Source organism: Curtobacterium oceanosedimentum (assembly GCF_040545555.1).
GTDB lineage: Bacteria > Actinomycetota > Actinomycetes > Actinomycetales > Microbacteriaceae > Curtobacterium.
Map to the genome: position 1 here is coordinate 92,604 of NZ_JBEPMD010000002.1, position 12,780 is coordinate 105,383.

Genomic DNA, 12,780 nt, shown 5'->3' on the forward strand with positions numbered 1-12,780 from the left:
TTCCGTCGTGGAACCGATCGACACGCTCGCGGACGACCTGCTGACCCTGCACGGTCGCATCCGCCGCACGCTGCTCGCCGGGAAGGCCGACGAGGTCACCGCGTCCCAGACCGCCGCGCTCGGTCGGCTCCTGCGCCACGGCGAGAGCACCGTCGCCGACCTCGCGCGCGCCGAGGGCGTCCGCCCGCAGTCGATGGGCGCGACCGTGCAGGCGCTCGTCGACCTCGGGCTCGTCGCACGCCGTCCGGACCCGGCGGACGGCCGTCGCACCCTCGTCCGGGCCACGGAGACGGGGTCCCGGGCCCGCGCGGACGCATGGGCCAACCGTTCCCGCGTGCTCACGGACCGTCTGGCGGCCCTGCCCGAGGACGACCGCGCCACGGTCGCCCGTGCCCTCGCGATCCTCCTGCCGCTCACCGACGACTGACCCCGGAAGAAGCCCCACCACGTCCAGCTCGACCTCCCCCGTCCCGACCACCGCCGACACTGGCGGGAGCGGCTTCGGCCCGAAGCTCCTCGTCCCCGTCCTGGTCGGGCCGCTCCTCAACCCGATCAACACGACGATGGTGTCGGTGGCACTCGCGCCGATCTCACGCGACCTCGGCATCGGGGCCTCGCAGGCGATCTGGCTCGTCGCAGCGCTCTACCTGGCGAGTGCGATCGCGCAGCCGACGATGGGCAAGCTCGCGGACCGGTTCGGCCCGAAGAAGGTCTTCACGGCGGGACTCGTCCTGGTCGGGATCGCGGGCGTCGTGCCCGAGGTGCTGACCGGCTTCGGCGGTGCCGTGTTCGCCCGCGTGCTCATCGGCATCGGGACGTCGTCGGCCTACCCGGCAGCCCTGACCACGCTGCGGCAGCACTCGCTGCGGATCGGGAAGCCGACGCCGCCGCTCGTGCTCGGGGCGCTGTCGATCACGTCGCTCGTGTCCGCCGCCGCCGGGCCGCCGCTCGGTGGGGCGCTGATCGCCGCGTTCGGCTGGCACGCGATCTTCCTGGTGAACGTGCCGCTCGCCGTGTTCGGGCTGGTCGTCGCCGGACTCTGGTTGCCGCCCGACCGGCTGCGCCCGCGTGCCGACGAGGACGTCCCGGTGCTGACCGCGCTCGACCCGCTCGGCATGGTGCTCATGACCGGCACGGTGTCGGCGCTGCTGGTGTTCCTGCTCGACCTCGGCGCCGGACTCTGGTGGCTGCTCGCGGTCGCCGTCGTGCTGCTCGTGGCGCTCGTGCTGTGGGAGCTGCGCGCGACGAAGCCCTTCGTCGACGTCCGGCTGCTCGTCCGCAACGGCGCCCTGTCCCGCACCTACGCCCGGCTGTTCCTGACCTACCTGCTCGCGTACACGATGACGTACGGGTTCTCGCAGTGGGTGCAGGACGTCGCGGGCTACCCGAGCGACGTCGCCGGGTACCTGCAGCTGCCGGCCGCCGTCGTCGCCGGGGTGGTGTCGTTCCTGGTCGCGCGACGCACCGCCGTCCGCCGGCCGCTCGTCGTCGCGGCGCTCGTCCCCCTGGTCGGCTCCGGGCTCCTGCTCCTGCTGCACGCCGGGTCGCCGCTCGTGCTCCTGCTCGTCGTACCGGCGCTGTTCGGGGTGCCGCAGGCGCTGGCATCGGTGTCGAACCAGGCGGCGCTGTACAGGGTGGTGCCCTCGGAGTACATCGGCACGGCGGCCGGGCTCTCGCGCACGAGCATCTACATCGGCGCGATCGCGGCGTCCTCGTTGATCGGCGGGGTGTTCGGGCAGGCCCCGACCACGCCGGACCTGCACGTGCTCGCGTGGGTGATGCTCGGCGTCGGCGTGCTGCTCAGCGTGCTGACGCTCGCGGACCGGGCACTGGCGCGGGCGGACCGGCGCTGACGAGACGGCGGCCGGAGCGGCGGCGGCCGGGGGCCGCGGGTCGCGGCACGGCGGCACGGCGTGCGTCCGCACAACCGGGAGCACGTCGCGCCACGTGATCGCGTGGCGCGACGTGCTCCCCGTTGGGCGGACCTGAACCACACGACCTGCCGGGCCGCGTGCCGACGGCGCCGGAGCCGAACCGGGCCTCCAGACCGACCCGCGCTGCCCCGCCGGGAGCCGCGCCGAGTCTCCAGGCGGTCCCGCGGCGGGCGCACCACGGGCCTCCCGGCCGGAGCACCGGAACGCCGGAACGGCGGAGCACCGGAGCGGCGGACCGCCGGAGCACCCCGGTACCCTGATCTCCGTGACCGACCCGAACCCCACGCACTGGACCCTCACGCTCGTCTGCGACGACCAGCCCGGGATCGTGCACGCCGTGTCCGGAGCCGTCGTGGCGGCCAACGGCAACATCACCGAGTCGCAGCAGTTCTCGAGCGCCGACACGAACTCGTTCTTCATGCGACTGCAGGTCCTGGCGCCGGTCGACCGCGAGGCCTTCGAGCAGGCCCTCGCGCCCGTCGTCCAGCGCTACGACATGCGTGTCCAGCTCGACGTCGTCGGACGTCCGATGCGCACCCTGGTGCTCGTGTCGAAGGCCGGGCACTGCCTGAACGACCTGCTGTACCGGCAGCGCGGCGGGCAGCTGCCGATCGAGGTCCCGCTCGTCCTGTCGAACCACCCCGACCTGTCCGGCCTCGCGTCGTTCTACTCCGTGCCGTTCGAGCACCGGCCGGTCACCGACGCAGACGCGAAGCAGGCGATGGAGCAGCGGATCCTCGAGGCCGTCGAGGAACACGACATCGAGCTCGTCGTCCTCGCGCGCTACATGCAGATCCTGTCGCCGGAGCTCTGCGCCGCGCTCGAGGGCCGGGCCGTCAACATCCACCACTCGTTCCTGCCCGGGTTCAAGGGCGCGAACCCGTACCGGCAGGCGCACGCCCGCGGCGTGAAGCTCATCGGTGCGACGGCGCACTTCGTGACGAGCGACCTCGACGAGGGGCCGATCATCGAGCAGAACGTCGTCCGCGTGGACCACACGAAGGAACCCGCCGAGCTGGTCTCGATCGGCCAGGACGAGGAGTCCCGCACCCTGACGCAGGCGGTGCGCTGGATCGCGGAGGACCGCGTCCTGCTCGACGGCGCCCGCACCATCATCTTCAAGTAGGCACCGCATGACGAACGCACCGCAGAGCCCCGTCGACTGGGGCGAGGTCCCACCGCCCACCGACCCGGTACCCGCGCGCCCCCGGGCGTCCGTCTCCGCCTGGGTGGTGCTGCGCGTGCTGGTGTGCGCGTTCGGGCTGCTGTCGCTGGCGTACTGGGGCTACCTCGCATGGCCGTTCCCGTTCCCGGGCGCGCTGTTCATGGTCGGGGCGCCGCTGTTCGCCGCGGTCGTCTGGTTCCTCTTCCGCTCGCCGCGGTCGCCGATCGACACAGACGTGGTGGGCAAGGTGGTCGTCGAGACCGCACTGGTCATCGCCGCGGGTGGTGCCTGGGTGTCGCTCGGGCACCCGGTGGTCGGGTTGGTCTTCGTGCTGGTCGCGGCGTTCTCCGGGGTGGTCGCGTTCCGGCGGGAGACGGCGTGAGCCTGCCTGCGGGAGCGGGCGGGTCCGGCTCCAGCTCCGGCTCCGGCCGGGAGGCGCGGCGCACGCTCGTCCGTTCCGGTCGCCTCGTCGACGTGACCGGCTCGGTCGACGACGGCTGGGTCCTGCTCGCCGGTGACGTGATCGAGGCGGTCGGTGCCGGCGCCGACCTGCCGACAGCCGCCTCGTCCGCCGAGGTCGTCGACCTCGGTGACGCCGTCCTGACGCCCGGCTTCGTCGACCTTCATGGGCACGGTGGTGGCGGCGCGGCCTACGAGGACGACACCTTCGACGCCGCCCTCGCGGTCCACCGGGCGCACGGCACGACCCGCTCGGTCCTGTCCCTCGTCGCGAACCCGCTGCCGTCGCTCGCCGCGTCGCTCGACCGGATCCGCACCGTCGCCGCAGTCGACCCGCTCGTGCTCGGCGCGCACCTCGAGGGCCCGTTCCTCTCCCCCGACAACAAGGGCGCACACAACGCCGCACACCTGGTCGATCCGTCGCCGGCCGCCGTGGACGCCCTGCTCGAGGCGGGTGCGGGGGTCCTGCGGCAGGTCACGATCGCACCCGAGCTGCCGGGAGCACTCGACGCGGTCCGCCGCTTCGTCGACGCCGGGGTCACGGTCGCCGTGGGCCACACCGTCTGCTCGTACGACCAGGCCCGCGCGGCCTTCGACGCCGGAGCCACCCTGCTCACCCACGCGTGCAACGCGATGCCGGGGCTGCACCACCGGGCACCGGGCCCGATCGCCGCGGCACTCGAGGACGACCGCGTGACCCTCGAGCTCATCCTCGACGGCGTGCACGTGCACCCCGCCGTCGCCCGCGTGCTGCTCCGTGCGGCGCCGGGGCGCGTCGCACTGATCACCGACGCGATGGCCGCAGCCGGCTCGCCCGACGGCTCCTACGCGCTCGGGTCACTGTCGGTGGACGTCGTGGACGGCGTCGCGCGGGTCGCCGGGACGGAGACGATCGCGGGCTCGACGCTGACGCAGGACGCAGCGCTGCGGCTCGCCGTGTCGGCTGCCGGGGCCACGCTGCCCGAGGCGGTCGCGGCCCTGACGAGCACACCGGCCGCGGCGCTGGGGCTCGGGGACCGCCTGGGGCGGATCGCGCCCGGGTACGCAGCGGACCTCGTGGCGCTCTCCCCCGCACTCGAGGTGCAGCGGGTGTGGGGAGCCGGTCGGGAGCTGGTGCCCGCCGGGTCTTGACCGAGGCGGCGCGCGGCGGGACCATCATCCCGTGAGCCTCTTCGTCTCCTGCCCGGTCGCGAGCGTCGAGCGCGCCACCGCGTTCTACACGGCCCTCGGATGGACGGTCGACCCGCGGATGTCGCGGGACGACGTCTCGTGCATCGTGTTCGGCCCCGACCAGTACCTGATGCTCAGCAGCCGCGAGGCCTACGCGAGCGTCGGCGGGACCGAGGACCTGATCGGCGGCCCGGACACGCCGTCGAAGGTCACGCTCTCCTTCGACCTCGACAGTCGCGAGGCCGTCGACGAGCTGGTCGAACGGGCCCGTGCTGCCGGTGGCCGGATCGGTGACACCGACGAGTACCCGTTCATGTACCAGCGGCAGTTCGACGACCCGGACGGGTACCACTGGTCGCCGTTCTGGATGCGCCCCGACACAGCCGGCGCCTGATCAGGGCAGGCGCACCACGACCTGCGCCGTCGACGGGCCGCCGCACTGCTCGCTCCCGCCGTGCCAGACCCACGTGAAGCGGACGTCCCGTTCGACGAGCACCCGGTCGTCCGCGCCGATCACCGCGACGCGGCCGCGCTCGTCGGTCCCCGTCGTCGGCACGGACCAGACGTCGCCGTCCGGTGTGGGCGTCGGGAACACCGGGGAGCGAGCCGCGTCGTCCGTCGGCACGGACGCGTCCGAGGACGGGATGCCGACCGGTGGTCCGCCGGGTGTGGCGTCCCCGGGAGCGGTCGGGGGCACCGGCGGCGAGGGTTCCCCCGGGCGTGCAGTCCGCGCCCTGGCAGACGACGACGCCCGCGACGCCGGACGCCGGGTCCGCCGAGCCCGGGACCTCGACCGCGACGGTGTTGCTCCAGCCGATCGCCGTGCACGCCGTCGGGCCGATGCCGGCGCACCCGGTCGTCACGAGCACCAGCACGGCCGATGCAGTGGCCACTCCCGTCGTCCCCCGCCGCATGCCTCCATGGTCGCCGACGGACCACGAGCGGGCGGTCACGATCCGGCCACGGTCCCCGGCCGTCGAGGGCGGACGGCAGCAAGGGTCGGTCGTCGCCGGGAGCGCTGCTCGGCATCGCCTCGGGGTGACGTCCGCGACCGCCGCTGCCAGGATGGCCGCATGAGCGTCATGGTGAGCGTGTTCGATGCGCAGCGCACCCGCACGAGCGAGAAGTACACGGCGTACCCGCCCGAGGTCCTGCCGATGTTCGTCGCCGAGATGGACTCCGTCCCCGCCGAGCCCGTGCGCGAGGCACTCGAGCGCGCGGTCCGGAACGGGGACACCGGGTACGTCGGCCACACCCGGGTGCTCCCCGAGGTCTTCGCCGACTTCGCCGACCGCCGGTGGGGATGGGACGTCGACCCGGACCTCGTCCGGACCACCACCGACGTGTCGGTCGCGGCGGTCGAGGTGCTCCGCCGGATCATCGACCCCGGTGACCAGGTCGTCCTCATGCCGCCCGTCTACCCGCCGTTCTGGGAGTACGTCCGCGAGGCCGGCGGAGCCGTCACCGAGGTCCCACTGCTGGCCCCGGACGGCGAGCCCGACCCGTTCGGCACGACGGCCGGCTGGCGGATGGACCTCGCCGGGATCGAGCGCGCGTTCGCCGACGGCGCTCGGACCGTGCTGCTCTGCAACCCGCACAACCCCCTCGGCCTCGTGCACGCCCGCGAGGACCTCGTGGCACTCGCCCGGCTCGCCGCGGCGTGGGACGCGGTCGTCGTCTCCGACGAGATCCACGCGCCGCTCGTGCACGCGGACGCGGTGTTCACCCCGTTCCTCACCTGCGGACCCGAGGCGATCGAGCACGGCGTCGCCCTGACGAGCGCGAGCAAGGCGTGGAACCTGGCCGGGACGAAGTGCGCGCTCATGGTCGGGGCGTCCGAGCGGGCACGCGGCTGGTTCGACGGGCTGCCCGTCGAGGTCGTCGAACGCACCGGGATCCTCGGGTACACCGCGAGCGTCGCCGCCTTCCGGGACGGGGAGCCCTGGCTCGCGTCGCTGCTCGCCGAGCTGGCCGGCAACCGTCGTGTCCTCGCCGAGGAGCTCGGCAGCGCCCTGCCCGGCGCGGGGTACCGGCAGCCGCAGGCGTCCTACCTGGCCTGGCTCGACCTGCGCGCCCTGCCGTGGGGCGACGACCCGGCCCTGCAGCTGGTCGACCGGGCGAAGGTCGCGCTGACGAACGGTCGCGACTTCGGCCGGCCGGGCATCGGCCACGCCCGGCTCAACTTCGGGTGCTCCAAGGAGACCCTGCGCGAGGGGTTGGCCCGCCTGGCCTCCGCTCGCTGACCCCTCCGCGGGACGCAACGAGGGCGACCGCCCGCAGCGCTGTACCGCTGCGCGCTCCCGCCGACGTTGCGTTAGGCGAGGACCCCCCGGCAGGTCACTCGAAGCGCTGCCACTCCGGCTTGTGCGCGTACGTGTACCGGTAGTAGTCGGCCAGGCGCAGCCCGGCGGCCGCCTCCTCGTCCACCACGACGGTCGCGTGCTCGTGCAGTTGCAGCGCCGAGCCGGGCACGAACGACGACAGCGGCCCCTCGACCGCGGCGGCGACGGCGTCGGCCTTGGCGGAGCCCTGCGCCACGAGTACGAGCTCGCGCGCCTCGAGGATCGTGCCGAGACCCTGCGTCATGCAGTGCGTCGGCACGTCGTCGAGGGAGTCGAAGAAGCGGGCGTTGGCCTCGCGCGTGGACGGCGCCAGGGTCTTGATGCGCGTCCGGGACGCGAACGACGACGTCGGCTCGTTGAACCCGATGTGCCCGTTCGCCCCGATGCCGAGGATCTGCACGTCGACCCCGCCGGCGGCCCGGATCGCGGCGTCGTACTCCTTGGCCGCGAACGCCAGGTCCGTCGCGCGGCCGTCCGGCACCCGCACGCGCGCGGGGTCGAACCCGAGCGGCTCGACCACGTCGCGGGCGATGACCGACGCGTACGACTCCGGGTGCTCGAGCGGGATGCCGACGTACTCGTCGAGGGCGAACCCGCGTGCGGCGGCGAAGGACACCTCGCCCACCTCGACCCGGCGGCGCAGGTCGGCGTAGATGCCCTGCGGGCTCGACCCGGTGGCGAGGCCCACGACGGCGGACGGCTTCTCGGCGACGACCGAGGCGATCTTGGCGGCGGCGACGCGACCGACCTCGGCCGGCGTCGGCAGGATGATGATCTCCACGCCGTCACCCTACTGGTCATGACCAGTGGGCGACAGGGGCGATCGGTAGCGTGGAGGCATGCCGACCCCTGACTTCGTCCTGTCCCTGCGCGAGAAGGTCGGGAACGACCCGCTCTGGATGACGGGCATCACCGCCGTCGTCACGCGCGGCGAGGGTCCCGACCGCGAGCTGCTCGTCGTCCGGCGCGCGGACAACGGCGCGCTGACGCCGGTGACGGGCATCGTCGACCCGGGCGAGGAGCCCGCGGTCGCCGCCGAGCGCGAGGTGCTCGAGGAGGCCGACGTCGTCGCGGTCGCCGAGCGCCTGAACTGGGTGCACGTCCTGCCGGAGATGACCTACCCGAACGGTGACCGCGCGCAGTACCTCGACCTCGTGTTCGCCTGCCGGTACGTGTCCGGCACGCCGGCGCCAGCCGACGGCGAGAACACCGAGGCGTTCTGGGCCCGGCTCGATGCCCTGCCGGAGATGTCCGCGGACATGCTCGCCCGGGTCGAGGCGGGCCTGTCCGACGAGCCGGCCGCGCGCTTCGAGCGCTGACCACCACCGGTCGGGAGGAACCGCTCGCGTCCGTGGCCCGGGCCGAGTCTCGGGGTGAGCGACGGTTCTCACGCCGTGCGGCCCGCGATCCGTCGCGTAGCCCGAGTCTCGGAGACGCCCGGCCCGCTAGGCGAGCGGGGCGACCGCGACCGGGGCGCCGAGCAGCCGCACGGCCACGGCGTCACCGGCGGCGCGGCGGTCACCGACCTCGTGCTGCACGGTCACGACCGTGTCGTCGTCGAGCCGGACCGTCGTGCGGCGGATCGAGCCGAGGAAGCTCGACGCGACGACGGTGCCGGTGACACCCTCCGCGGCGAACGCGACGTCCTCGGGGCGGACGTAGGCGAGCACCGGGCCGTCCGCGGTGTCCCCCGCGAGCGCCGGGACGCGGAAGCCGTAGACGAAGACGTCGCCGCCGCGCAGGTCCCCTCGCAGGCGGTTCGACTGCCCCACGAAGTCCGCCGTGAACGCCGAGACCGGGTGGCGGTAGAGCTCCTCGGGGGTCCCGACCTGCTCGATGCCGCCGGCGTTCATCACCGCGATGCGGTCGGAGACGGCGAGCGCTTCCTCCTGGTCGTGGGTGACGAACACGGTCGTGATGCCGAGGTCGCTCTGGATGCGGCGGATCTCGTCGCGCAGGGACACCCGCACCTTCGCGTCGAGCGCGGACAGCGGCTCGTCGAGGAGGAGCACGCGCGGCCGGGTCACGAGCGCGCGGGCGAGGGCGACGCGCTGCTGCTGTCCGCCGGAGAGCTGGTGCGGGAACCGGTCGGCGAAGTCGGCGAGGTGCACCATGTCGAGCGCCTCGATGACCCGCTCGCGGCGGGCTGCGGCGGCGACCTTCCGCATCTCGAGGCCGAACGACACGTTCTGCCGCACCGTCATGTGCGGGAACAGCGAGTACTGCTGGAACACCATGCCGATGTCGCGCCGCTCGACCGGCACGGCGGCGACGTCCGCCCCGTCGATGCGGATCGAGCCGGAGTCGATCGCCTCGAGCCCGGCGAGCGCTCGGAGCGCCGTGGTCTTGCCGCAGCCGGACGGCCCGAGCAGCGAGACGAACTCGCCGGGCTCGATGCGGAGCGACAGGCCGGCGAGCGCACGGTGGGAGCCGTAGTGCTTCTCGACGGCCTCGAGCTCGACGGTCGCCCCCTCGGTGGACAGCGACGCCGGGGCGGCAGGGGCGGTGACGGTCATGCGGACTCCTTCGGGGTGCGCCGGCGGCCCGCGCCGACCCGGCCGATGACGACGAGCAGCACGAAGCCGAACAGCAGTGCGGCGAGCGAGAAGACCGCGGCGACGTACGGGTCGGTCTGCTGCACGAGCACGAGCGCGGTCTGGAACGTGGTGCGCGAGAGGAACGAGGCGAGGGTGTACTCGCCGAGGACGACGGTGATGGTCAGGAAGCACGCGGCCGTGATGCCGCGACGGAGGTTCGGCAGCAGGATCCGCCACGTCACGGTCCACCACGAGGCGCCGAGCGAGCGGGCGGCCTCGGACAGCACCGTGACGTCGACCGAGGTCAGCGCCGCGGCGATCGGACGGAACGCGAACGGCAGCGACACGATGCCGATCGCGGGGGCGAGGGTCCACGCGCCCGAACCGAGGACCTGCGCCACCACCTGGTAGACCGGGATGAAGCCGACGACGAGCACCACCACGGGCACGGTGATCGGCACCAGGCAGACGAACTCGAGCACACGGCGCAGGCGGGTGTAGCGGAGCGCGGTGACGATCTGAGCGGGCAGCAGCACGAACAGCACGATCGCGACGGTGATGACCGCGATGAGCAGGGACGCCGCGAGGCCGTCGAACACCGGCTGGTACGTCGCGGTGTTCGCGGGGTCGACGATCGCCGCGTAGTGGTCGAGGGTGAGACCGCCGTCGGTGCCCTGCCGGAAGGTGAACTGGGCCAGGGCGACCAGCGGCACGGCGAAGACGAGTCCGACCAGGGTGAGCACGACGACGGCGGTGACCCGCGACGGGGCGACGCCGAAGCGGCCGGGGCGGGTGGAGCCTCCAGTCCGGGGTGCGGTCGCCACGGGGCGGACCGACGACACGGCGGTCACCGCTGCCACCTCGCGGCGCGACGCTGGAGCAGCGAGTAGGCGCCCATCACGACCGCCATGACCACGACCATGCCGAGTGCGAGCACCCCGGCGACGTTCTGCAGTCCGATGATCGTCTCGCTCGTGAGCTGGGCGCGGATCGTCAGCGGGACGATGCCGCCCTGCGAGATGAGTGCTGCCGCGGTCGCGAACGACGAGAACGCGTTCGCGAAGAGCAGGAGCAGCGAGCCCCAGAACGCCGGCGCGAGCACGGGCAGGGCGATGCGCCGCCAGTACGTCGCGCGCGAGGCGCCGAGGGTCGCGGCGGCCTCGCCCCACTGGGAGCGGACCCCCTCGAGGGCGGGCATGAACGTGAGGACCATGAGCGGCACCTGGAAGTAGACGTAGGGGATGACGAGGCCGGGCACGGTGTACAGGAAGGCACCGTCGGCGTTGAGGTCGAGGCCGGAGGTCGACACCAGCCAGGTGGTGACGAGTCCCTGCGCGCCGATCGTGGCGATGAACGCGAAGGCGAGCATCACGCCGCCGAACTGGGCGAGCACGCTCGCGGCCGAGTCGATCATCGAGCGCACGAGCCCGTCGGGACGGAGCGCGGAGAGCGCCCAGCACACCAGGGCGCCGACGACCGCGCCGATCACGGCCGAGACCGCCGACAGGCCGAACGAGCCGCCGAAGGCGCGGAGGACGGACGGGTCGCGGAACGCTGCGAGGTTCGCGAGGGTGAAGGCCCCGTCGCCGGTCGTGAAGCCGCTCCCCACCGCGATCACGGTGGGGACGGCGAGGAACAGCAGGACGTACACGGCGAACGGGGTGAGGCCGAGCCAGGCGAGGCCCGGGCGGCGCCGGGATCGGGTCCCGGCGCCACGGGTGGTCGCATCGGCGCCGGTCGGCTCGACGGGGGCCGCCGCCGCGCTGGTGGCGGCGGGGACCGGCACTGCGGTGCTCGTGCCCGTGCCCGTGCCCGTCGTGCCCGTCGTGCCCGTCGTGCCCGTCGTGCCCGTGCTCGCCCCTGTGCTCGCCCCTGTGCTCGCCCCTGTGCTCGCGCCCGGGGCGAACGCGCTGCCGCCCGGCGCCGATGCGGTCGTCACGGCTGTCAGGACCCCATCGTGGCGGACCACTTCGCGGCGAGGACCTTCGCCGCGTCGGTGACCTGCGCGTCGGTCAGCTCAACGTAGTCCTTCGGCATGCCACCGGCCGCCTTGAGCGCGTCCTCGTCGACCTTGCCCGACTGCTCCATCGCCGCGAGGGTCGACGGGAAGGCGCCGGCCTGCAGGTACAGGTTCTGGGCGTCCGGGCTGGCGATGTACTCCTGCCAGAGGCGCGCTGCCGCGGGGTGCGGTGCGTCCTTGTTGATCGCCTGCGAGTAGTACGAGCCGAGCGCCTGCCCCTCGGGGACGACGGTCTTCCAGTTCTGGTTGCCGCTCGAACCGGCGGCCGGACCCCAGGCGAGGTTGTTGTACGACCACTGGACGACGACCGGGGTCTCACCCGAGGCGACGGTCGCCTGCGTGGGCAGCACGTTCTGGAAGTTGCCGGCCTGCTTCAGCTTGCCGAAGTAGTCGACACCCTTGGTGATGTCGTCCGCCGAGCCGCCGTTCTCGAGTGCGGCGAGGTACACCGCCGAGGCGGCCTGGTTCGCCTGCGTCGGGTCGCCCGCGATCGAGACCTTGCCCTTGTACTCGCTGCCGAGCAGGTCGTTCAGGTCCTTCGGGGCGTCCTTGATCTTCGACGAGTCGTACCCGATCGACATGAGGCCCGTGTAGTCACGCGTCCACTTGCCGTCCGCGTCCTTCAGCGTGTCCGGGATGTCCGACCAGTTCGCCACCTTGTAGTCGGTGAGCAGGTCGAGGTTCTGCTGCATCACCGCGTTGCCGAGGTCGAGCACGTCGGGCGCGGTCGACTGGCCCTGCTGCGACTTGACCGCGGCGACCTCGTCGGCACTGGACCCGTTGGGGTTCGCCGAGTTGATCGTGATGCCGTACTTCTTCTCGAAGCCGTCGATGATCTTGCCGTAGTTCGCCCAGGTCGGCGGGAGGGCGATGACGTTGAGCTGCCCCTCGGCCTTCGCGGCCTTCACGAGGGCGTCCATGCCGCCGGCCGACTCGGCGCTCGTGGCGGTCTTCCAGTCGGTGTCGCTCGACGTCGACGCGCTGCTCGTGGCCGAGCAACCGGCCAGGGTGACGACTGCTGCTGCGGCCAGGGCGATGCCGGCCAGGGTGCGGGTGTGCTGCACGGGGTGTGCCTTCCGGGTGCGGTGGGGGTTCGGGTGTCCGGGGGTCCGGGTTCGGCACGATCGTGGACGCGCCCGGTTTCGCGGTCGTG

General features: G+C 73.2%; 15 protein-coding genes. 9 read left to right on the forward strand and 6 right to left on the reverse strand.

Going from position 1 to position 12,780, the window contains the following annotated elements; all coding sequences use genetic code 11:
- Positions 1 to 7: 7 nt before the first annotated feature.
- The 6 genes from ABIC52_RS02325 to ABIC52_RS02350 all read left to right on the forward strand — a co-directional run bounded on the left by ABIC52_RS02325 (position 8) and on the right by ABIC52_RS02350 (position 5,122).
- Positions 8 to 427 carry a MarR family winged helix-turn-helix transcriptional regulator gene (locus tag ABIC52_RS02325; RefSeq protein ID WP_354026541.1) on the forward strand — a complete coding sequence of 140 codons (420 nt, stop codon included), beginning with the start codon at positions 8 to 10 and terminating at the stop codon, positions 425 to 427.
- A complete protein-coding gene (locus tag ABIC52_RS02330) occupies positions 390 to 1,853 on the forward strand; it encodes an MFS transporter (RefSeq protein ID WP_354026542.1) in 1,464 nt (487 codons plus the stop codon). The genes ABIC52_RS02325 and ABIC52_RS02330 overlap by 38 nt, the downstream gene beginning before the upstream one ends.
- Positions 1,854 to 2,199: 346 nt before the next feature.
- Positions 2,200 to 3,060 (forward strand): formyltetrahydrofolate deformylase, encoded by an 861-nt coding sequence (gene purU, locus ABIC52_RS02335; protein WP_354026543.1) that lies wholly within the window; start codon positions 2,200 to 2,202, stop codon positions 3,058 to 3,060.
- A 7-nt stretch (positions 3,061 to 3,067) separates the two neighbouring features.
- On the forward strand, positions 3,068 to 3,481 hold the full coding sequence (locus tag ABIC52_RS02340) for a YrdB family protein (RefSeq protein ID WP_354026544.1): 414 nt from the start codon (positions 3,068 to 3,070) through the stop codon (positions 3,479 to 3,481).
- Between the two features lie 92 nt (positions 3,482 to 3,573).
- Positions 3,574 to 4,689 (forward strand): N-acetylglucosamine-6-phosphate deacetylase, encoded by a 1,116-nt coding sequence (gene nagA, locus ABIC52_RS02345; RefSeq protein ID WP_435526059.1) that lies wholly within the window; start codon positions 3,574 to 3,576, stop codon positions 4,687 to 4,689.
- A gap of 31 nt (positions 4,690 to 4,720) precedes the next feature.
- Complete coding sequence (locus ABIC52_RS02350; protein WP_126892392.1) at positions 4,721 to 5,122, forward strand: VOC family protein; 402 nt, start codon at positions 4,721 to 4,723, stop codon at positions 5,120 to 5,122.
- Here the strand turns inward: ABIC52_RS02350 and ABIC52_RS02355 are convergent, their stop codons facing one another.
- Positions 5,123 to 5,353, reverse strand: coding sequence for a hypothetical protein (locus tag ABIC52_RS02355; RefSeq protein ID WP_126892391.1), 231 nt, complete (start codon positions 5,351 to 5,353; stop codon positions 5,123 to 5,125). It lies immediately after the preceding gene.
- A gap of 95 nt (positions 5,354 to 5,448) precedes the next feature.
- Here ABIC52_RS02355 and ABIC52_RS02360 point away from each other — a divergent pair, with 95 nt between their 5' ends.
- Together ABIC52_RS02360 and ABIC52_RS02365 are read left to right on the forward strand one after the other, a co-directional pair.
- On the forward strand, positions 5,449 to 5,805 hold the full coding sequence (locus ABIC52_RS02360) for a hypothetical protein (RefSeq protein ID WP_354026545.1): 357 nt from the start codon (positions 5,449 to 5,451) through the stop codon (positions 5,803 to 5,805).
- Positions 5,802 to 6,971, forward strand: coding sequence for a MalY/PatB family protein (locus ABIC52_RS02365; RefSeq protein WP_354026546.1), 1,170 nt, complete (start codon positions 5,802 to 5,804; stop codon positions 6,969 to 6,971). The genes ABIC52_RS02360 and ABIC52_RS02365 overlap by 4 nt, the downstream gene beginning before the upstream one ends.
- A 94-nt stretch (positions 6,972 to 7,065) precedes the next feature.
- On the opposite strand, the gene nagB is transcribed toward ABIC52_RS02365, so the two are convergent.
- The gene (nagB, locus tag ABIC52_RS02370) at positions 7,066 to 7,851 is read right to left on the reverse strand and encodes a glucosamine-6-phosphate deaminase (RefSeq protein WP_126892389.1); all 786 of its coding nucleotides are present in this window, start codon (positions 7,849 to 7,851) and stop codon (positions 7,066 to 7,068) included.
- 58 nt (positions 7,852 to 7,909) lie between these two features.
- On the opposite strand from nagB, the gene ABIC52_RS02375 reads away from it, so the two are divergent.
- Positions 7,910 to 8,389 carry an NUDIX hydrolase gene (locus ABIC52_RS02375; protein ID WP_126892388.1) on the forward strand — a complete coding sequence of 160 codons (480 nt, stop codon included), beginning with the start codon at positions 7,910 to 7,912 and terminating at the stop codon, positions 8,387 to 8,389.
- A 126-nt stretch (positions 8,390 to 8,515) separates the two neighbouring features.
- Here the strand turns inward: ABIC52_RS02375 and ABIC52_RS02380 are convergent, their stop codons facing one another.
- The 4 genes from ABIC52_RS02380 to ABIC52_RS02395 form a co-directional block, all read right to left on the reverse strand.
- The gene (locus ABIC52_RS02380) at positions 8,516 to 9,586 is read right to left on the reverse strand and encodes an ABC transporter ATP-binding protein (protein WP_126892387.1); all 1,071 of its coding nucleotides are present in this window, start codon (positions 9,584 to 9,586) and stop codon (positions 8,516 to 8,518) included.
- Positions 9,583 to 10,458: an ABC transporter permease gene (locus ABIC52_RS02385; RefSeq protein ID WP_238638243.1), complete on the reverse strand. Its 876-nt coding sequence runs from the start codon at positions 10,456 to 10,458 to the stop codon at positions 9,583 to 9,585. Before ABIC52_RS02385 ends, ABIC52_RS02380 begins: the two co-directional genes overlap by 4 nt.
- Positions 10,455 to 11,393: an ABC transporter permease gene (locus ABIC52_RS02390; RefSeq protein WP_209676502.1), complete on the reverse strand. Its 939-nt coding sequence runs from the start codon at positions 11,391 to 11,393 to the stop codon at positions 10,455 to 10,457. Before ABIC52_RS02390 ends, ABIC52_RS02385 begins: the two co-directional genes overlap by 4 nt.
- Positions 11,394 to 11,551: 158 nt before the next feature.
- On the reverse strand, positions 11,552 to 12,691 hold the full coding sequence (locus tag ABIC52_RS02395; protein WP_126891988.1) for an ABC transporter substrate-binding protein: 1,140 nt from the start codon (positions 12,689 to 12,691) through the stop codon (positions 11,552 to 11,554).
- Between the last annotated feature and the right edge of the window lie 89 nt (positions 12,692 to 12,780).

Coding starts and splice junctions, on each gene's coding strand:
- ABIC52_RS02365 (WP_354026546.1), top strand. CDS start 5,802: ATGAGCGTCATGGTGAGCGTGTTCGATGCGCAGCGCACCCGCACGAGC.
- ABIC52_RS02375 (WP_126892388.1), top strand. CDS start 7,910: ATGCCGACCCCTGACTTCGTCCTGTCCCTGCGCGAGAAGGTCGGGAAC.
- ABIC52_RS02380 (WP_126892387.1), bottom strand. CDS start 9,586: ATGACCGTCACCGCCCCTGCCGCCCCGGCGTCGCTGTCCACCGAGGGG.
- ABIC52_RS02340 (WP_354026544.1), top strand. CDS start 3,068: ATGACGAACGCACCGCAGAGCCCCGTCGACTGGGGCGAGGTCCCACCG.